Origin of the sequence: Pseudoduganella buxea, assembly GCF_009720835.1 — a bacterium.
Classification (GTDB): domain Bacteria; phylum Pseudomonadota; class Gammaproteobacteria; order Burkholderiales; family Burkholderiaceae_D; genus Rugamonas; species Rugamonas buxea.
The window spans coordinates 90,912-110,886 of the sequence record NZ_WNKZ01000001.1; the positions used below are offsets into that span (position 1 = coordinate 90,912).

Below are 19,975 nucleotides of genomic sequence, written 5' to 3' on the forward strand. Positions count from 1 at the left end.
TATTTTTTCCACAGATTTTGTGGATAACTTTGTGGAGAATGATCCGACAAACTCGGCAATGCACTGCAAAGTGGTTTACTTAATGCAAAGCATCCCCTCAACCACGATGCTTTTAATCCATAAGAATCAATCACTTGGCAAACCCATCCGAACGCCTCGTCCGGGACTGCACAATGTTTTGGCAGCGCAAAAAATTGTGCATAAGTTGGGTTTGCCTCGGCCTCACGCGCCCTGGCGCAGGGCCCGGCTGACGGTGTGGACCGTTTCCACCATCACGGCGACCGACTCCGGCGGCGTGAACTGGGAAATGCCATGACCCAGGTTGAACACATGCCCCGTGTCGTGCTTGCCGTAGGCGTTCAGCACGCGCTCGACCTCGGCACGGATCTGCTCGGGCTGGGCAAACAGGATGGCCGGATCGAGATTGCCTTGCAGCGCCACCTTGTGCCCGACGGCGGCGCGAATGCGGGCCAGGTCGGCCGTCCAGTCCAGGCCGATGGCATCGGCACCGATGGCGGCGATCTCTTCCGCCCAATGGGCGCCACCCTTGGTGAAGACGATGGCGGGAATGCGCACACCATCCTTCTCGCGCTTGAGCTGCGAGACCACCTGCTGCATGTACTGCAGCGAGAACTGCTGGTAGGCGCCGTCGGCCAGCGCGCCGCCCCAGGAATCGAACACCATGACGGCCTGGGCGCCGGCATCGATCTGGGCGTTCAGGTACTCGGCCACGGCGCGCGCGTTCGTCGCCAGGATGTGGTGCATCAGGTCCGGACGGCTGTACAGCATCTTCTTGATGGTGTGGAACTCGCGCGAGCCCTGGCCCTCGACCATGTAGCACGCCAGGGTCCACGGGCTGCCGGAAAAACCGATCAGCGGCACGCGCCCGTTCAGTTCCGTGCGAATCTGCGTGACGGCCTTGAACACATAGTCCAGCGAACCCGGCTCGGGCAGGCGCAGCGCCCGCACTTCCTCTTCCGTGCGCAAGGGGCGCTCGAACTTCGGGCCCTCGCCCTCGACGAAATACAGGCCCAGGCCCATCGCGTCCGGCACGGTCAGGATGTCCGAGAACAGGATGGCCGCGTCCAGCGGGTAGCGGTCGATCGGCTGCAAGGTCACTTCCGTGGCCAGGTCCGGGTTGGTGGCCAGGCCCATGAACGACCCCGCTTTTTGCCGCGTGGCGCGGTATTCCGGCAGGTAGCGGCCGGCCTGGCGCATCAGCCACACGGGCGTGTACTCGGTCGGCTGGCGCAGCAGCGCACGCAGGAAGGTATCGTTCTGAAGCGGGGCGAATTGTGGCATGGGCGGCAATCAAAAACGGGACGAAAGACGGTATTATCGCATCCCCGCCGTCAATTTATCGCACCCATGACCACTGTCACCGCCCCCTTCGGAACCTGGCCTTCGCCCATTACCGCCGCGCTGGTCGCCGCCGGCGCGACGCCCCTGTCGTCGCTGGCCGTCGCCGGTCATGACATCCTGTGGCTGGCCGGCCGGGCCAGCGAAGCGGGCCGCAACACGCTGCTGCGCCGGCGCGGCGCGCGGGTGGACGAGCTCACACCGGCACCGCTGAACGTGCGCACGCGCGTGCACGAATACGGCGGCGGCGCCTATGCGGCCGCCGGCGACACCGTCTGGTTTTCCCATTTCCTTGATAACCGCCTGTATTGCCAGGCCGGCGACGGGGAAGCGGTGCCGTTCACCCAGCCCGGCCGCCAGCGTTTCGCCGACTTCGTCGTCGACGCGGGCCGCGAGCGCCTGGTCGCCGTGCGCGAGCTGCATGGCGAGGATGAACACGCGCAGCCGGTCAACACACTGTGCGCGGTGGGCTTCGACGGCGTCGAGACGGTGCTGGCTGCCGGCCACGATTTCTATTCGTCGCCGCGCTTGTCGCCCGATGGGCGTCGCCTGGCCTGGCTGACGTGGGACCACCCGCGCATGCCGTGGCAGGGCACCGAGTTGTGGCTGGCCGACGTCAACGCCGACGGCACCCTGGACACGCCCGTGCTGGTGGCCGGCGGCGTCGACGAATCGATCTGCCAGCCCGAATGGGCGCCGGATGGCCGGCTGGTGTTCGTGTCGGACCGCAGCGGCTGGTGGAACCTGTACCGCGCCGATGCCGGCACCGTCACGCCACTGTGCCCGATCGAAGCCGAATTCGGCGCGCCCCACTGGACCTTCGGCAACAGCATGTATGGTTTTGACGGGGCCGGAGACATCGTCTGCACCTATATCGACAAGGGCGTGAGCCGGCTGGCACGCCTGGCCGTCAGCACGGGCAGCCTGACCGCGATTGCCAATCCCTACGACGAAATCCGCGAACTGCGCGTGGGCGAAGGCTTTGTCGTGCTGCTGGGCGGCAGCCCCACCATCGCCGCTGAAATCGCCCGCATCGACCTGTCGAACAACGAAGTGGAAGTGCTGGCCCGCTCGATCGAGACCTTGCCGGACGTGGGCTACCTGTCCGTCCCGGAAAGCATCAGCTACCCGAGCGCGAATGGGCGCACCGCGCACGCCTTCTTCTACCCGCCGCAAAACCGCGACGTGCAGGCGCCAGGCGGCGAGAAGCCGCCCGTCATCGTCATCGGCCACGGCGGCCCGACCGGCATGGCAGCCAGCACCTTGAAACTGGCGACGCAGTTCTGGACCAGCCGCGGCTTCGGGGTGCTGGACGTGAACTACGGCGGCAGCACGGGCTTCGGCCGCGCCTACCGTGACGCCCTGAAAGGCCAGTGGGGCGTGGTGGACGTGGAGGACTGCGTGGCCGGCGCCCGCTACCTGGTGCAAAGCGGCCGCGCCGACGGCGAACGGCTGATCATCCGCGGCGGCAGCGCCGGCGGCCTGACGACCTTGTGCGCATTGACCTCCCACGACGTCTTCAAGCTCGGCGCCAGCTACTACGGCGTGTCCGACCTGCAGGGCCTGGACGAGGACTCGCACAAGTTCGAATCGCACTACAACGAATACCTGATCGCGCCGCAGCCGCAGGCGCAGGCCCTGTACCGCGAACGCTCGCCGATCCACCACACGGACCGTTTGTCCCGGCCGATGATCTTCTTCCAGGGCCTGGACGACAAGGTGGTGCCGCCGCAGCAGTCCGAATCGATGGTGCAGGCATTGCAGAAGCGCGGCATTCCGGTGGCCTACGTGCCGCTGGAAGGCGAGGGTCACGGCTTCCGCAAGGCCGACAGCATCGTGCGCACCCTGGAGGCGGAGCTGTATTTCTACCTGCGCATGTTCGGCATCCACCAGACTGGTGCCGCCGCCGTGACGATCCATAATCTGCAGGACTAAATGAGCGACCCGCTGCACGCCGAATTCGATACCCTCGCCCTTGCTGAAAAAGCCCTCCTCGCGCTGCTGGCCCTGATCGGCGATCCGGCCGGCCGCACTGCCCTGCTGGACATGCTGGTCAAGGCCGGCGTGCCGCGCGAGGACGGCACGCCGCTGACGGTGCTGACCCTGGACGACCACCTGGTCAAGCTGGAACGCCTGGCCCTGGTGACCCTGGTGGTGGGGCGCGGCTACGTCTGCAATGCGAAAGTGCGCTGGCCGGCGATTCGCGCCGCCATCGGCGCCCACCTGCTCGATGACCTGTGCCGCGCCTACGAGGCGCAGAACCCCATGCGCCAGAGCTGGGACGGACGGTACGAGCCGCGCAGCTACCGCCACGGCGTGGCGCGCCTGCGCATGGCGCTGCTGCGCGGCCTGCCGCCGCCGGACGTGATGCCGCTGCTGACGGCCTGCATGTCCTGCTACGAGGCGGCGCAATTGCACCCGATCGTCGACATCTTCAGCCGGCCCTTCGAGCCGGGCATGCTGCTGCTGGTGCACCCGGTGCTGCAGGACGACGTGCTGATGCTGCTCCTGCAACACACCCAGCGCGAGCCGGCGTTGGCACCGCCCGTGCGCGGCTTCGCGGAACGCCATTTCGAACGCCGCGTCACGGCCGACGGCAACGTCAGCCCGGCGCTGCGCCTGGCGCTGGCCGAACAGGCCATCCTGTGCGGCCAGTTGCGCGATGCGACGCGCTACCTGGAAGAGAGCGACGGCGCCATGGGCCTGTTCTTCGCCAGCGCGATCCAGGTGCTGCGCGGCGACCTGCGCGGCGCCATTCCCGGCTTCGAGATGGCGCTGAAAGCGTCGCGGCGCGAAACGGGCAAGCGCAAGCAGGTGTTCGCCGGCGTGGGTGGCTACCTTTACATGCTCGCCCTGCTGCGCAGCGGCGACGCCAAGCACCTGAAGGCGGCCGAGAGCTACCTGGACCTGGCCGTGCACGCGCAGCACAATCCCGATTCGCCCGTCTACATCCAGTTGTCGATGCTGCGCCAGATCCGCGCCGGCACGATGCAGACCGACGTCGTGCTGTCGCGCGGCTGGGAGGATTCGGCCAAGGCGCCGATGCTGGCCTGCCTGTTCCAGGCCTTGCTGTACTGGTGGCTGGCCCTGCCCCAGCTGAAGCAGCGCACGGCCGAACTGAAGGACCTGGTGCAGCAGGCCGAGGCGGCCGGCTTCGGCCTGATCGCCTGCCAGGCCGAGGGCCTGCTGGGCCACCTGGGCGACGAAGCGGCCGGTGCCCGCGCCGCCGCCCTGCGCGCCAAACTGGACCTGCCGGACATGGCCACGTGGTTCGAGCGCCAGGAAGCGTGGCAGCGCCAGCTGGCCGCCCTGATCAATTTGAACCAGGATGCGCCGCCACCGGCGGGCGAAACGCGCCTGGCCTGGATGCTGGTCTACATGCCCGGCGTGGGCATCACGGAAATCGAACCGCGCGAACAGAAGCGCGGTGCCAAGGGCCAGTGGACGGCCGGGCGTCCCATCGCGCTGAAACGCCTGCGCGAGGATGCGGCCCAGCTGGAATACGCGACGCCGCAGGACCTGCGCACGGTGAACCATGTCGTTCCCTCGCGTCAGCAGTATTCGTCCGGCCTGCGCTACGACTTCGATATCGAAGCCACCCTGCTGGCGCTGGTGGGCCACCCTCTGCTGTTCTGGTACAACGCGCCGGATACGCGGGTGGAATTGCAGGCGGCCGCGCCCGAGCTGCTGATCCAGCGCCGCCAGGGCGACCTGTGGCTGGCGCTGCAGCCGGCCATCACGGACGTGAATGCGTCGGCCATCGTCATCAAGGATGCGCCGAACCGGCTGCGCGTGGTCAGCATCACGGACGAACACCGTCGCATCGCGTCCATCGTCGGCGATGGCCTGGCCGTGCCCCTGCACGCGCAGGAGCAGGTGCTGGCCGCCATCGGCAGCGTGTCGTCCATCGTCACGGTGCAGTCCGACATCGGCGGCGGCGCGGCCAATGCCGAACAGGCCGACGCCGACGCGCGCCTGCACCTGCACCTGTTCCCCTACCAACAGGGCTTGAAGATCCAGGTCCAGGTGCGCCCGCTGCCGCAGGCTGGGGCCTACTACGAACCCGGGGCCGGGGCGGAAAGCGTGATCGGCGACGTCGGCGGCAAGACCGTGCAGGCGCGGCGCAACCTGGCCGGCGAGCGCGAAGCCGAGCGCCAGCTGATGCTCAAGTGCCCCGTGTTCCAGCAGGCCGAACCCGAACACGGCGAATGGCTGATCGGCCAGCCGGCCCTGTGCCTGCAACTGCTGGCCGAGCTGCAGGAGATCGACCCGGCCACCATCGTCGTGGCCTGGCCCGAAGGCGAGGCCTTCAAGGTCAGCAAACCGGTCCACACCAAGCAGCTGCGCCTGCAGATCAAGAGCAAGAAGGACTGGTTCGCCGCCAGCGGCCAGTTGCAGATCGACGAAGAAAAGGTGATGGACCTGCGCACCCTGCTGGACCTGATCCGCGCCGGCAAGAGCCGCTTCGTGGAACTGGGCGACCGGCAGTACCTGGCCCTGTCGGAGGAACTGCACCGCCGCCTGCAGGACCTGCAGGACTTCGGCGAGGACGACGACGCCGGCGTCAAGGTACACCAGTTGGCCGCCTTCATGCTGGAGGAGCTGGCCGGCGCCGTGGGCGGGCTGGAAGCGGACCAGATGTGGCGCGCGCACGTCGAGCGCATCGCCGCGCAGGCCGAGTACCGGCCGCAGTTGCCGTCCACCTTGCAAGCCGACCTGCGCGACTACCAGCGCGAAGGCTTCGAATGGCTGGCGCGCCTGGCCCACTGGGGCGTGGGCGCCTGCCTGGCCGACGACATGGGCCTGGGTAAAACCGTGCAGGCACTGGCGCTGCTGCTGCTGCGCGCCACGGGCGGCCCCACCCTGGTGGTGGCCCCCACGTCCGTGTGCCTGAACTGGGCCAGCGAGGCGGCCCGCTTCGCGCCCACCCTGAACGTGCGCATGTTCGGCGCGGGCGACCGGGCCGACACCATCGACAGCGCCGGCCAATACGATCTCGTCATCGTCAGCTATGGCCTGCTGCAGCTGGAGTCGGAACGCTTCACGAAACAGCGCTGGCACACCATCGTGCTGGACGAAGCGCAGGCCATCAAGAACGCCGCCACAAAGCGCTCGCAGGCCGTGATGGCGCTGCAGGGCGACTTCCGCATGGTGGCCACCGGCACGCCGCTGGAGAACCACCTGGGCGAGCTGTGGAACCTGTTCCGCTTCATCAATCCGGGCCTGCTGGGGTCCCTGGACCAGTTCAACCTGCGCTTTGCCGGCCCGATCGAGCGGCAGCAGGACCACCGCGCCGAAGTGGGCGCGCGCAACCGGCTGCGCCGCCTGATCGGTCCCTTCATCCTGCGCCGCACCAAGACGCAGGTGCTGACGGAGCTGCCGGCCCGTACCGAGATCGTGCAGGAAGTGGAGCTGTCGCCGGAAGAAATGGCGCTGTACGAATCGCTGCGCCGCGAGGCGCTGGACAAGCTGGCGTCGATCGATGCGCCGGCCGACAAGAAGTCGATGCAGATCCTGGCCGAGATCATGAAGCTGCGCCGCGCCTGCTGCAACCCGAACCTGGTGGCGCCCGGCCTGAAGCTGGCCAGCAGCAAGCTGGCAGCCTTTGCCGAGCTGCTCGAAGGCCTGCTGGAAAACCGCCACAAGGTGCTCGTGTTCAGCCAGTTCGTCGACCACCTGGCCCTGATCCGCGAGCACCTGGACTCTCGCGGCATCGGCTACCAGTACCTGGACGGCGCCACGCCGATGGCCACGCGCAAGCAGCGGGTCGACGCCTTCCAGGCCGGCGAGGGCGACGTCTTCCTCATCAGCCTGAAGGCGGGCGGCGTCGGCATCAACCTGACGGCGGCCGACTACGTCATCCACATGGATCCATGGTGGAATCCGGCGGTGGAAGACCAGGCCTCGGACCGCGCCCACCGCATGGGCCAGCAGCGTCCCGTGACGATCTACCGCCTGGTGGCGCGCCACACGATCGAGGAAGGCATCGTCGACCTGCACGGACGCAAGCGCGAACTGGCCGACAGCCTGCTCGACGGCAGCGACACGGCCGCCCGCATGACGGCCGAGGACATGCTGCGCATGCTGCAGGAAGGCCTGCGCGCCTGAAGCCCGCAGAAACCGGGGACAGTCCCCTGTTTTCAAGCAATGTCGGAAGCGCGCGCTGCCCGTCGCGCCCGCGGGCTATGATGGCCTCCACTGAAAAGGAGCTCATCATGGCCGATACTTTATTGCGTGTGTTCGACAGTTTCGAGGTGGCCGAACAGGCCCGGGCAGCGCTGCTGGCTGCCGGCTTCGACCGGGACGACGTGTCGCTGGAATCGACCGGCGACGAAGCGGGCCCCGTGCAGGGCAATTTCGCGCTGGACCTGACGGACAAGGACACCCTGCCGCGCGGCAGCGTGAACCGCCAGTCCGACAATTCCGAAATGCGCACGGTGGTCCATCGCAACAACTGCATCCTGCAGGTGGAAGTGGCGAACGACCGCGACGGCGCGCGCGCCGCCGGCATCCTGGATCACTACGCCACCCACGATCACAGCCGTTCTTCCGACAGCCGCCAGAAGAAAGTGTGACGTCCGAAGGCTCACGCCCCCGCGGGAATGGCGCCCGGCGCCATTCCCCGTCGCTCGACTACCCCAGCCATTCCATGTAATCATTATGCATGGAACAAGATAACGCCCCCCTCGCCGCCACCCATGGCATGCCGCTGTGCCACAAGGCCTGGACTGCCTATGTGGACTGCCTGCTGCTGACCGTCGTCATGATCTTCGTGCTGCGGTTCGCCTTCAACTATTCCGAACTGGCCGCCGCCGGCGTGCTGGCTGCATCGACCCTCCTGATCGGCTACCGCATCCTGCTGATCCGCAGCGTGCTGCTGTATTACGACGACGTCGGCGTCTGGGTCTACTCGGGCGTGCTGCCTTGGAAACGCGGCGTGCGCGGCGTCAAGTGGCGCGACATGGACGAAGCCACCTACGTCACCTCGTTCTGGAGCTGGCTGCTGCGCTCCTACACGGTGCGCATCGGCCACCGCTTCACCAAGGCCAGCGAGATCCGGCTGACGCATATGGCGCGCGGCAAGCAGGCTGTCGCCACCATCAACGAGCTGCACCAGCACCTGATCCGCAGCGGACAGATGGCGTGAGCACACCGGCAAGACGGCCCGCGGGCGTTTGTAGCGGCGTGTAACACAGGCCGCTGGGAGCCGTTAAATAATGATAATCTCGCACGCTGCACATACGGGCGGGCCCTCGCGCCGCCCAATATTTTCAAGGCTACACTGATGATCAAGACTAAACTCGCCCTGGCGGCGCTGATGCTGAGCATGGCGTTCACCCCCGTCGAGGCAGCAAAAAAACCGCAGAAATCGGGCAAGCCGGCCAAGACGGCGCCGGCCAAGAACAAATCGAAGGCGGCCCGCAATGCCGCCAAGGCGGCCCCCGTCGCCGCCGTGGCGGCCGCCGCGCCGGCCGAGCGGCGCCAGGACCGCGCCTTCGACACCCAGGCCGGCAAATTCCTCACGGCGCTGTGGAAGATGGACCCGGAATCGGCCATCGCCGTCGGCAAATACGATACCGCCGCCATCATGACGGTGCCGGACCTGGCCACGCGCCAGCTGCAACTGGCCTTTATCGACGACTGGCTGGCCCGCTTCGACAAGATCGACGCGCGCCAGCTGTCGCCGCGCCAGCGCACCGACATGGGCCTGTTGGTCAACAAGCTGAAATCGGACCGCTGGTACCTGACCACGTTCCGCGAATTCGAGTGGAATCCGGCCCTCTACAATATCGCCAGTCCGATCGACTATATCCTGCACACGGAATACGCAGCCAAGTCGCAGCGCCTGCGCACGCTGCTGAAACGCATTGCCAACGTGCCGGCCTATTACGACGCGGCCCGCGCCAATATCAGCAACCCCACGCGCGAACACACGCAGCTGGCCGTCAGCCAGGCGCCCGGCATCGTCGCGCTGCTGGCGGAGCTGGACAAGGAGGCCCAGGCATCCACCCTGGCCGCCAACGAGAAGGGCCTGTTCGCGCAGCGCATCGCCGCCGCGAAGACGGCCGTGGAAGGCTACGCGGCCTGGCTGTCGGAACTGGACAAGACCTTGGCCACGACGGGTGCGCGCTCCTTCCGCATCGGCAAGGACCTGTACGAAACCAAGTTCGCCTTCGATATCCAGTCGGCCAGCACGGCCGAACAGACCTACCAGAAGGCGTTGGCCGCGCGCGAGCAGTTGCTGGCCAATATGGACCGCATCAGCGACGAGCTGTGGCCCAAGTACCTGGCCGGCACGGCCAAGCCGGCGGACCGTTATGCCAAGATCGGCATGATGATCGACAAGCTGTCGGCCAACCACGTGGCGCCGGAGCGTTTCGTCGACGAGGTCAAGGCACAGATCCCGCAGTTGCAGGACTGGGTCAAGCAGCATGACCTGCTCAGCCTCGATTCGGACAAGCCGCTGGTGGTGCGCGAAACCCCAGCCTACCAGCGCGGCGTGGCCGGCGCCAGCATCGAGGCGCCGGGACCGTACCGCCCGCAGGACCGCACCTACTACAACATCACGCCGCTCGATGGCGCCACGCCGGCCCAGGCCGAGAGCAGCCTGCGCGAATACAACCACTGGATCCTGCAGATCCTGAACATGCACGAAGCCATTCCAGGCCACTACGCCCAGCTGGTATATGCGAACAAGTCGCCGTCGCTGGTGAAATCGATCTTCGGCAACGGCGCCATGATCGAAGGCTGGGCCGTCTACAGCGAGCGGATGATGCTGGAATCGGGCTATGGCGAAAACGCCCCCGAGATGTGGCTGATGTATTCGAAGTGGAACCTGCGCAGCGTGACCAACACCATCCTCGACTACAGCGTGCATGTGCTGGGCATGACGCAGGAGCAGTCGCTCGACCTGCTGACGCGCCAGGCCTTCCAGACGCAGCAGGAAGCCAACGAGAAATGGCGGCGCGTGCAGCTGTCGTCCGTGCAGCTGACCAGCTACTTCAGCGGCTACAGCGAGATCATGGAACTGCGCGAGGAGCGCCGCCAGGCGCTGGGCAGCAAGTTCTCGCTGAAAGGCTTCCACGAGGAGTTCCTCGGCTACGGCAGCGCGCCCGTCAAGGTGATCCGGGAACTGATGCAGTAAGACTTGCCGTTGGGAACCAGACGCCGGCTTGCGCCGGCGTTTTTTTTGTGCGGAAACTTGTAGAAAATTGTATCTGAGACAATTGGTGAGAATTCAGGGAAACGTCGCGTATTAAGATAATGGCTTCGTCTTCACAAGCCAGCGGCGGCAACTACAACCATGAAAACCATTCTTCCATTCCCGAAAACGTCGAAAATTGCCGGCCAGGCGCTGGCTCTGGGCGCCTTGCTGACCTTGGGCGGTTGCGCCGGCACGGCACCGCAACTGGGTGGCGCACCCACCGTGGCAACCGGCTCGGCCGGCGGCGCCACCGCCAACAATGCCAACACGGCGCTGGAAAAATGCGACCGCTCGCTGGGTACCCTGAGCGTGGTCGAAGACCAGGCGTCGTCGTGGTATATCCAGCTGTCGCAATACAAGCTGGGTTCGACCGTGCCCGTGCTGCGCAAGATGATCCAGCAGTCGAATTGCTTCGTCGTCGTCGAGCGGGGCGCCGCCATGAACAATGTGATGGCCGAGCGCGAACTGGCCGCTTCCGGCGAAATGCGCGCCGGCAGCAAGTTCCAGAAAGGCCAGATGGTTGCGGCGGACTACACGATGAGCCCCACCATCAACTTCAGCCAGAAGGGCACCCAGGGCATCGGCGGCGCGCTGGGCGGTTTCGGCCTGATCGGCAGCGTGGCCGGCATGGTCGCCGGCGGCATCAAGGCCAATGAAGCGTCGACCACCTTGCTGATGGTCGACAACCGCTCCGGCGTGCAGCTGGCGGCCGCCGAAGGCAGCGCCAAGAACTTCGACTTCAGCATGTTCGGCGGCCTGTTCGGCGGCGGCGGCTTCGGTACCGGCGGCGCCTACTCGAATACCCCGGAAGGCAAGATCCTGATCGCCGCCTTCATGGATTCGTACAACCAGCTGGTCCAGGCCGTACGCAACTACAAGGCGCAGGAAGTGGCGGGCGGCCTGGGTACCGGCGGCGCGCTGGGCGTCCAGGGCGGCATCACGCCACCGGCCGCATCGGCACTGGCACCAGCCCCGGCACCGGCCAAGAAGACGACAAAGAAGAAATAATCCGACCTACCGGACCAGCAAACGCCAGCCTTGACGCTGGCGTTTTTTTTGGGGCCATCGATCCGTCAGCGCGGCCGGTGCATGCGAAACAGCTGCGCCGGCGTGACCTCGAAATAGTCGGCGGGGCCGCCGCCACGCAGGATATGGCCGGCCGCCGCCGTGTCGTACACCCCGTCCTTCAGCGACGCCTGGGCGATATGCACGCCCACCACCTCGCCCAGCACCAGCCAGGTCCGCACCTTGGTGCCATCGGCGCCTTGCAGCTGCACGATCTGCGTCACCTTGCACTCGAACGACACCGGGCTTTCCGCCACGCGCGGCGCGGAGACCAGCCGCGAAGCCACCGGCGTCAGGCCGGCCAGCGCGAACTCGTCCACTTCCGGCGGCACGGCCGCACAGCTTTGGTTCATCGCCTCGGCCAGGGTGCGCGTGGCCAGGTTCCACACGAATTCGCCGGTCTGCTCGACGTTGCGCACCGTGTCCTTGTGGCCGATGCTGGCGAAGCCGACGATGGGCGGCGTGTAGTTGAAGGCGTTGAAGAAGCTGTACGGCGCCAGGTTCAGGATGCCGGCGCTGTCGCGCGACGAGATCCACCCGATCGGGCGCGGCCCGACGATGGCGTTGAAGGGATCGTGCGGCAGGCCGTGGCCGGCGCGCGGTTCGTAGAAGTGGATGGAATCGGTCATGCCGCCACGATAGCAGGGAGTGGGCCTGCGCGCCTCTTCCCATCGTCGCCGACGACGCTGCGGCCATGGCCGGGCTCACAACCAGCATTCCTGCGCACGCTCAAATGGCGGCAACGAACCGACGCCCCCGCGCGGCATCGAAGATAATGGTGCCCAGCCTCCTTTTTCCGAATACCATGCACGTCACTCCCCAGATGATCCGCCACGCCTTCGACAGCGGTACGTTTTCACGCGGCCAGGGCTATGTGCGTGAGGGCATGGTGCGCTCGGTGCAGGTAGTGGAGAACCGCATCCATGGCGAAGTGTGGGGCAGCGGCCACAATTTCTACGAGCAAGTCATCCATATCACGGCCAGCCACGGCGGCGGCATCGACGTCGCGGGCGACTGCACCTGCCCCGTGGAGTACAACTGCAAGCACGTGGTGGCCGTGCTGTTGAACGGCGGGGGCCCGGATATCGCGCTGCACGCTGCCGCACCGGTTCCCAAGCTGTCCGGCCCCGCCCAGCACTGGCTGCACCAGCTGGCCATGCTGAACGACACGGCGGACCGCGCCGCGGCCGCCGCCAGGCCGGGGCACCGGATCGCCTTCGTGCTGTGCCCGAACACGCGCACGCGCGAGGTCAGCCTGCATCTGTGCAAGGCGGCCATGCGCGCCGATGGGGGCATCGCGTCGGCCACCGTGCTGACCGATACCAAGAGCCTGGTCAGCAAGCCGCCGGCGTATGTAAAGGCCGAGGATGAAATACCGATCGGCCTGTATGCAGCCCTGCGCGCCGTCGCCCCGTTCGACGTCGAGACGCGGCCGGGCGGACGCATCGCCGGGCAGTTGCTCGACATGCTGGCGGCGCAGGACCGCCTGTGGTGGGCGCCGACGCGGGCCGACCTGAAAGCGGGCCGCACCCAGGCCATCCGCAGGGGGCAGCCACGGCATGCCGCCATCGGCTGGCGCCCCATCTGCGAGGAAGGCGGCGCGGTCAGCATCCGCTGGCTGTTCGACGACGGCGAACCGGTCGACCATGTCCTGCCCACGGAACCGGTGGGCTACCTGCACGAAGGCGCATGGGGCGAGCTGGTGCTGCCGCCGAATATGCGCGCCATACCGATCGAGCGCCTGATGCTGCTGCTGGCCCAGGCCCCCGTGCTGAACCCCGCGGAACGCGAGGCGATGACGCAGCAGATGATCGAACATGGGCTGGACCGCATCCTGCCGCCACCGGCGGCGCGTCCGTTGCAGGAACGGCGCGATATCGCCCCCACGCCCCACCTGACCCTGGCGTGCGAGGACCGGTTCAAGCTGACGGGCCGACACCAGTGGCAGGACTATGCGCTCCTGTTCTTCACCTACGATGGCATCCATGCCGGCGCCGAACCCGGGCCGCCGCTGCGCCGCATCACGGCCGACAGCGTGGAGGTGATCCACCGCGATGAACATGCCGAGCAAAAGGCGGCCGCGCTGCTGGCGGCGATGGGCTTTGCCCCGCTGCCCGGGTCCGATGCGGCGCTCGGCCTGCCCTCCGAAGAGCACTGGCTGGCCTTTTCCCAGAACGGCATCGCCATCCTGCGCAAGGCCGGCTGGCGCGTGGAGATGGGCGACACCTTCCGCTACGACCTGCGCACCGTCGACGACTGGTATGCCGACGTGGCCGACGAAGGCGACAAGGGCAATGCCTGGTTCGAGCTGGAACTGGGCATCATCGTCGAGGGCCGCCGCCAGCCCCTGCTGCCGCTGCTGGTCCAGCTGATCCGCAAGGCGCCGGAGCGCTTCGACCCGGCCGCACTGGCCCGCCACGACGATGCAAGCCGCCTGCTGGTGCAGCTGCCCGACGGCGCCTTCGTGGCGCTGCCGTGGGGCCGCGTCAAGCCGATCCTCACGATCCTGGGCGAGCTGTTCTTCGACGACCGGGTGGGCGACAGCGTACGCCTGCCCGTCATCGACGCGGCCCGCCTGGCCGAGCTGGAAGAGCACGCGCAGCTGCGCTGGATGGGCGGGCAGCGGCTGCGCGCGCTGGGGCGGCGCCTGGGCCAGTTCGGTGGGGTGCTGCAGGTGGCCCCGCCGGCCGGCCTGCAGGCCACCTTGCGCGACTACCAGGGTGAAGGCCTGGCCTGGATGCAGTTCCTGCGCGAGTATGAATTCGGCGGCATCCTGGCCGACGACATGGGCCTGGGCAAGACCGTGCAGACCCTGGCCCATATCCTGATCGAGAAGGAAGCGGGCCGGCTCGACGCCCCCGCCCTGGTGGTGGTGCCCACCAGCCTGATCGCCAACTGGCGCGCCGAGGCGGCCCGTTTCACGCCCGGCCTGCGCGTGCTGGCCCTGCACGGCAAGGACCGCCAGGTGCACTACGACAGCATCGGCCAGGCCGACGTCGTGCTGACCACCTACGCACTGCTGCCGCGCGATGAAGCGGCCCTGCGCGCGCTGCGCTTTCACCTGCTGATCCTGGACGAATCGCAGTACATCAAGAACAGCCGCGCCAAGGTGGCGCAGACGGCGCGCCTGCTGAACGCCCGCCACCGCCTGTGCCTGACGGGCACGCCGCTGCAGAACCACCTGGGCGAACTGTGGTCGCAGTTCCATTTCCTGATGCCGGGCCTGCTGGGCGAGGAAAAGGCCTTCAACGCCACCTTCCGCAAGCCCATCGAAGTCCAGCACGACATGGCCCGCAATGCCTTCCTGACGCGCCGCGTGAAGCCCTTCATGCTGCGCCGGACCAAGGACAAGGTGGCCAGCGAGCTGCCGCCGAAGACGGAAATCGTGCTGACGGTGGAACTGGGCGGCGCCCAGCGCGACCTGTACGAAACCGTGCGCGTGGCGATGGACAAGAAGGTGCGCGACGAGATCGAACGCAAGGGCGTGGCGCGCAGCCAGATCGTCATCCTGGAAGCGCTCTTGAAGATGCGCCAGGCCTGCTGCGACCCGCGCCTCGTGAAGACGGCCGGGCTGGCGAAAAGCGGCGTGGGCTCGGCCAAGCTGACGGCGCTGATGGAGCTGGTCGACACCCTGATGAGCGAGGAGCGCAAGGTGCTGGTGTTCTCGCAGTTCACCAGCATGCTCGAACTGATCGCAGCCGAACTGCGCCACCGCGCGATCGGCTACGTCACCCTGACGGGCGACACGCAGGACCGCGCCACGCCCGTGGCCCAATTCCAGCAGGGCGCCGTGCCCGTGTTCCTGATCAGCCTGAAGGCGGGCGGGGTCGGCCTGAACCTGACGGCGGCCGATGCCGTCATCCACTACGACCCGTGGTGGAACCCGGCGGCGGAAAACCAGGCCACGGACCGGGCCTGGCGCATCGGCCAGGACAAGCCCGTCTTCGTCTACAAGCTGATCGCCGAAGGCACGCTGGAGGAGAAAATCCAGGACATGCAGCGCCGCAAGGGCAACCTGGCCGACGCCATCATGGGCGAAGGCGGCAAGCTCGATGCGCGTCTCACGCCGGACGACCTGCAGGCCATTTTCGCGCCGCTGTAGGCACCGGCACCCGGTTCCTGCGCCAGTGTGACTTTCCGAGAGTTTTGCGGTCCCCCATTCGCGGTAGCATGCGCGCAACGTGCGCCGTGAAAGAGCGTGCGACCTGCCGACGTCCAACTTCTATCGGGAAACCATGCAAATCCAAGCTTTGAAAAGAACCGTCCTGTCCACCGCCATCGCCGCCGCGCTGCTGCTGGGCACGCACGCGCAGGCATTGACCCTGCCGAAGGGCGTCACCGTCGGCCCGTCGGCCGAGGGCATCACCGAATACCGCCTCGCCAACGGCATGAAGGTGCTGCTGTTCCCCGATGCATCCAAGCCCACCACCACCGTCAACATGACGTACCTGGTCGGCTCGCGCCACGAGAACTATGGCGAGAGCGGCATGGCCCACCTGCTGGAACACCTGCTGTTCAAGGGCGCGCCGGGTTATACCGACATCACCAAGCAGTTCGCCGCGCGCGGCATGCGCTTCAACGGCACCACCAGCAGCCACCGCACCAATTACTTCGAGAGCTTCAAGGCCGATGACGGCAACCTGAAATGGTCGCTCGACATGGAAGCGGCGCGCATGACGAAATCGTTCGTCTCGCGCAAGGACCTGGATTCGGAAATGACGGTGGTGCGCAACGAATTCGAAATGGGCGAAAGCGATCCGGGCGGCCTGCTGTTCAAGCAGCTGCAGAGCGTGGCCTTCGACTGGCATGGCGTGGGCCGCTCGCCGATCGGCAACCGCAGCGATATCGAGAACGTCAAGATCGAGAACCTGCAGAACTTCTATCGCACCTGGTACCAGCCGGACAATGCCGTGCTGCTGGTGGCCGGCCAGTTCGACGAGACGCGCACCTTGCACTGGATCGCCCAGGCCTTCGGCAAGATCCCCAAGCCCAAGCGCACCCTGCCCAGCTTCTGGACGGTGGAACCGGCCCAGGATGGCGAGCGCTCGTTCGCCGTGCGCCGCAAGGGCGACTACCAGCTGATCGGCCTGGCCTACAAGGGTCCCGGCAGCCTGCACGCGGACATGCCCGCGCTGACGGTGCTGGACGAGATTCTCGGCGATACGCCGAACGGGCGCCTGCACAAGGAACTGGTCGTCAAGGGCAAGGCCGTGCAGACCTTCGCCTTCGGCATGAACGGCGTCACGCCGGGCCTGCAGGTGCGGGGCGCCGTCGTCAAGAAGGGCGAGGCGCCCGAGCCGGTGCGCGATGCCATGATTGCCGTGGCCGAAGGCCTGGCCGAGCAGCCGCCCACGCAGGAGGAAGTCGAGCGCGTGCAGCGCAACAGCGCGAACCGGATGGAAAAAACCCTGAACGACGCCGAACAGGTGGGCGTGGTGCTGTCCGAGGCGATCGCGCTGGGCGACTGGCGCACCTTCTTCTACCAGCGCGACGCCATTGCCAAGGTGACGCCGCAGCAGGTGGCCGACGTGGCGCGGCGCTACTTCAAGCAGTCCAACCGCACGATAGGCACGTTCGTGCCGACCGATGAACCGGACCGCGTGCTGGTTTCGGCCGCACCCGGCGTGGATGCCGTGCTGGCCAACTACACGCCCAAGGCGGCCGTCAAGGCGGGCGAAGTCTTCGTTGCCACGCCGGACAACATCAACGCGCGCACGACGCTGGAAACCATCGGCGGCCTGAAAGTGGCGCTGCTGCCGAAGGCGACGCGGGGCCAGACCGTGGCCGTGCAGCTGAAGCTGCACTGGGGCGACGAGAAATCCTGGTTCGGCAAGCGCATGGTCAGCACGTTGACCGAGCGCATGCTGCTGCGCGGCACCAGCAAGTACACGCGCGAGCAGCTGGCCGACGAAATGCAGAAGCTGAAAATCACGGGCAATATGTACGCGTTCCAGACCACCCGCGAACACCTGCCGGCCGCCATGCGGCTGATGGCGCACGTGCTCAAGGAAGCGAACTTCCCGGCAGCCGATTTCGAACAGCTGCACAAGCTGACGGCCGTCGAGATCGAGGCGGAACGGGGCGACCCGTCGTCGGTGGCGGCGCGCGGTGTCGGCGTGCACCTGAGCCACTACAAGAAGGGCGACGTGCGCGCGGAAATGACGATCGACGAAGAACTCGAAGCGCTGCGGGCCGTGAAGCGGGAAGACGTGGTGGCCTTCCACCGCGACTTCTACGGTGCCTCCCGCGGCGAACTGGCCGTGGTGGGCGACTTCGAAGCGGCCGACGTGCGCAAGCTCACGCAGGAACTGTATGGCAACTGGACCAGCAAGACGCCCTACCAGCGCGTGCCGCTGGCGTATGCCGACGTCAAGCCGGCGGTGCAGAAGGTCGACATGCCCGACAAGGAAAACGCCTCGTACGCGGCCGGCATGAACCTGGACGTGCGCACCGATGACCCGGACTACGCGGCGCTGCAGGTGGCGTCGTATATCTTCGGCAACGGCGGCCTGAAGTCGCGCCTGATGGACCGGCTGCGCCAGAAGGACGGGCTGTCCTATGGCGGCATGGCGTACATCTGGGCCGTGGACCAGGACCGCTACGGCCGTTTCGCCATCAACGCCATCGGCGCGCCGCAGAACATGGCCAAGGTGGAAGCGGCCGTGCGCGACGAGCTGCAGAAAGCCGTGGCGCAGGGCTTCACGGCCGAGGAAGTGGCGGATGCGCGCAAGGGCCTGCTGGAACGGGCGGTGCAGGAGCGTTCGCAGGACACCGCCGTGGCGCGCAAATGGACGGAACGGCGCTACCTGGACCGCGACTTCGCGTGGGACCAGGCCTTGGAAGCGAAGTTGGCGGGCGTGACGGCCGAGCAGGCCAGCGCCGCGTTCAGGAAGGCCGTCGATCCGGCCAAGCTGGTGGTCGTCATCGCGGCCGACCGCGCCAAGGCCACGGCCGCCGGCGCACCGTAAGGGAAGGACGTGGCGCTGCGGCGCCACCAATGAAAAACGCCAACCCGGGGGTTGGCGTTTTTTTATCGCAGGCCACGCAGCAACGGCGGGCTACACCTGTTCCTCGGGCGAGCGCGTCATTCGCACGAACAGCGGCGAGACCAACAGGCCCACTTCGAACAGCAGCCACATGGGGATGGCCAGCGAGAACTGGCTGACCACGTCCGGCGGCGTGACGATGGCGGCGATGACGAAGGCGCCGACGATGACGTAGGGGCGCCATTCCTTCAGCTTGGCCAGCGAGACGATGCCCATGCGGACCAGGATGACGACGACGACGGGCACTTCGAAGGCGGCGCCGAAGGCCAGGCACATTGACATGACGAAGTCGAGGTAGTTCTCGATATCGGGCGTGACGGCGATCGACGTGGGCGAGAATTCGCTGATGAAGGCGAACACGCGGCCGAAGACGAGGAAATAGCAGAAGGCGACGCCGCCGACGAACAGCAGCGACGAGGAAATGACGAGCGGCGCGACCAGGCGCTTTTCGTGGGTGTACAGGCCAGGGGCGACGAAGGCCCACATCTGGTACAGCACCCACGGCAGCGACAGCACGAAGCCCAGCAGCAAGGTGACCTTCATCGGCACCAGGAAGGGGGCGATGACGCCGGTGGCGATCATCTTCGAGCCCACCGGCAGCGCGGCGATCATGGGTTGGGCGATCAAATCGTAGATCTGGGCCGGGCCGGGCCAGAACATCAGGGCCGCGGTGGCGATGAGGATGCCGATGGAAGCCTTGACCAGCCGGTCACGCAGTTCGATCAGGTGGCTGATGAAAGTTTCTTCGACCGGGTTTTCAGTGCTCATTAGTAGAACGAAGCTGGGGGTTTGCCGTTACGCGGGCGGAAGCGCGCGACACGGGCGGCGCCGGAAACGACATGCGAACGGCCGCCATTGCGCTGCTTGTACCACAGCGGCACGGCGGACGTGCGCACCAGGCGCTTGCGGCGAAATTCCTTGGCCTTGCGCGACAGGTCTTCCGTGCTGGCCGACGAATACGCGTCGCCGGCGTGGTGCGTATGGGAAGAATGATCGTCGACACGGAAGGCTTCCTCGACGTCGGCCATGTTCTGGGCGATCGAGTTTTCCACGTCGGCCTTGATCGACTGGGCCTGCTCCTGCACGTTCTTCTGCAGGTTGCGCAGTTCCTCGAGCTCGATTTCGCGGCTCACTTCGGATTTCACGTCGTGCAGGTAGCGCTGGGCGCGGCCGTACAGCGTGCCCGCCATGCGGGCAACCTTCGGCAGCTTTTCAGGGCCGATGACGATCAGCGCCACGACGCCGATGATGGCAAGTTTGGAGAGACCGAGATCGATCATAAGTTATACAAGATTGGCCC

The 19,975-nt window shown here is 66.7% G+C and carries 12 protein-coding genes; 8 read left to right on the top strand and 4 right to left on the bottom strand.

All coding sequences use genetic code 11. The annotated features are described in order from the left end of the window. Window positions 1-222 precede the first annotated feature (222 nt). Window positions 223-1,302 (bottom strand): uroporphyrinogen decarboxylase, encoded by a 1,080-nt coding sequence (hemE, locus tag GM672_RS00385; RefSeq protein WP_155468540.1) that lies wholly within the window; start codon window positions 1,300-1,302, stop codon window positions 223-225. A 66-nt stretch (window positions 1,303-1,368) separates the two neighbouring features. Between hemE and GM672_RS00390 the strand changes: the two genes are divergently transcribed. The 6 genes from GM672_RS00390 to GM672_RS00415 all read left to right on the top strand — a co-directional run bounded on the left by GM672_RS00390 (window position 1,369) and on the right by GM672_RS00415 (window position 11,572). Next, window positions 1,369-3,294 carry a dipeptidyl-peptidase 5 gene (locus GM672_RS00390; RefSeq protein WP_155468541.1) on the top strand — a complete coding sequence of 642 codons (1,926 nt, stop codon included), beginning with the start codon at window positions 1,369-1,371 and terminating at the stop codon, window positions 3,292-3,294. Continuing rightward, a complete protein-coding gene (locus tag GM672_RS00395; RefSeq protein WP_155468542.1) occupies window positions 3,295-7,467 on the top strand; it encodes a DEAD/DEAH box helicase in 4,173 nt (1,390 codons plus the stop codon). It begins immediately after the preceding gene. 107 nt (window positions 7,468-7,574) lie between these two features. Beyond that, window positions 7,575-7,934 (top strand): hypothetical protein, encoded by a 360-nt coding sequence (locus tag GM672_RS00400; RefSeq protein WP_155468543.1) that lies wholly within the window; start codon window positions 7,575-7,577, stop codon window positions 7,932-7,934. Between the two features lie 89 nt (window positions 7,935-8,023). Continuing rightward, window positions 8,024-8,506, top strand: a complete 483-nt coding sequence (locus GM672_RS00405; RefSeq protein ID WP_155468544.1) for a hypothetical protein — start codon at window positions 8,024-8,026, stop codon at window positions 8,504-8,506. A gap of 138 nt (window positions 8,507-8,644) precedes the next feature. After that, window positions 8,645-10,504 carry a DUF885 domain-containing protein gene (locus GM672_RS00410; RefSeq protein WP_155468545.1) on the top strand — a complete coding sequence of 620 codons (1,860 nt, stop codon included), beginning with the start codon at window positions 8,645-8,647 and terminating at the stop codon, window positions 10,502-10,504. A gap of 159 nt (window positions 10,505-10,663) precedes the next feature. Continuing rightward, window positions 10,664-11,572, top strand: coding sequence for a CsgG/HfaB family protein (locus GM672_RS00415; RefSeq protein WP_155468546.1), 909 nt, complete (start codon window positions 10,664-10,666; stop codon window positions 11,570-11,572). Window positions 11,573-11,637: 65 nt separating this feature from the next. Here GM672_RS00415 and GM672_RS00420 read toward each other — a convergent pair whose 3' ends face one another. After that, window positions 11,638-12,258, bottom strand: coding sequence for a flavin reductase family protein (locus GM672_RS00420; RefSeq protein WP_155468547.1), 621 nt, complete (start codon window positions 12,256-12,258; stop codon window positions 11,638-11,640). Between the two features lie 176 nt (window positions 12,259-12,434). Here GM672_RS00420 and GM672_RS00425 point away from each other — a divergent pair, with 176 nt between their 5' ends. Next, window positions 12,435-15,731, top strand: coding sequence for a DEAD/DEAH box helicase (locus GM672_RS00425; RefSeq protein WP_229417486.1), 3,297 nt, complete (start codon window positions 12,435-12,437; stop codon window positions 15,729-15,731). A 133-nt stretch (window positions 15,732-15,864) separates the two neighbouring features. After that, window positions 15,865-18,597 carry a M16 family metallopeptidase gene (locus GM672_RS00430; protein WP_155468548.1) on the top strand — a complete coding sequence of 911 codons (2,733 nt, stop codon included), beginning with the start codon at window positions 15,865-15,867 and terminating at the stop codon, window positions 18,595-18,597. Between the two features lie 90 nt (window positions 18,598-18,687). On the opposite strand, the gene tatC is transcribed toward GM672_RS00430, so the two are convergent. Then, the gene (tatC, locus tag GM672_RS00435; protein WP_155468549.1) at window positions 18,688-19,443 is read right to left on the bottom strand and encodes a twin-arginine translocase subunit TatC; all 756 of its coding nucleotides are present in this window, start codon (window positions 19,441-19,443) and stop codon (window positions 18,688-18,690) included. Next, window positions 19,443-19,955, bottom strand: coding sequence for a Sec-independent protein translocase protein TatB (tatB, locus tag GM672_RS00440; protein WP_155468550.1), 513 nt, complete (start codon window positions 19,953-19,955; stop codon window positions 19,443-19,445). Before tatB ends, tatC begins: the two co-directional genes overlap by 1 nt. Between the last annotated feature and the right edge of the window lie 20 nt (window positions 19,956-19,975).

Excerpts from the sequence above, each read along its gene's own strand:
- hemE (WP_155468540.1), bottom strand. The coding sequence starts at position 1,302 with ATGCCACAATTCGCCCCGCTTCAGAACGATACCTTCCTGCGTGCGCTG.
- GM672_RS00390 (WP_155468541.1), top strand. The coding sequence starts at position 1,369 with ATGACCACTGTCACCGCCCCCTTCGGAACCTGGCCTTCGCCCATTACC.
- GM672_RS00395 (WP_155468542.1), top strand. The coding sequence starts at position 3,295 with ATGAGCGACCCGCTGCACGCCGAATTCGATACCCTCGCCCTTGCTGAA.
- GM672_RS00400 (WP_155468543.1), top strand. The coding sequence starts at position 7,575 with ATGGCCGATACTTTATTGCGTGTGTTCGACAGTTTCGAGGTGGCCGAA.
- GM672_RS00405 (WP_155468544.1), top strand. The coding sequence starts at position 8,024 with ATGGAACAAGATAACGCCCCCCTCGCCGCCACCCATGGCATGCCGCTG.
- GM672_RS00410 (WP_155468545.1), top strand. The coding sequence starts at position 8,645 with ATGATCAAGACTAAACTCGCCCTGGCGGCGCTGATGCTGAGCATGGCG.
- GM672_RS00415 (WP_155468546.1), top strand. The coding sequence starts at position 10,664 with ATGAAAACCATTCTTCCATTCCCGAAAACGTCGAAAATTGCCGGCCAG.
- GM672_RS00420 (WP_155468547.1), bottom strand. The coding sequence starts at position 12,258 with ATGACCGATTCCATCCACTTCTACGAACCGCGCGCCGGCCACGGCCTG.
- GM672_RS00425 (WP_229417486.1), top strand. The coding sequence starts at position 12,435 with ATGCACGTCACTCCCCAGATGATCCGCCACGCCTTCGACAGCGGTACG.
- GM672_RS00430 (WP_155468548.1), top strand. The coding sequence starts at position 15,865 with ATGCAAATCCAAGCTTTGAAAAGAACCGTCCTGTCCACCGCCATCGCC.
- tatC (WP_155468549.1), bottom strand. The coding sequence starts at position 19,443 with ATGAGCACTGAAAACCCGGTCGAAGAAACTTTCATCAGCCACCTGATC.
- tatB (WP_155468550.1), bottom strand. The coding sequence starts at position 19,955 with ATGATCGATCTCGGTCTCTCCAAACTTGCCATCATCGGCGTCGTGGCG.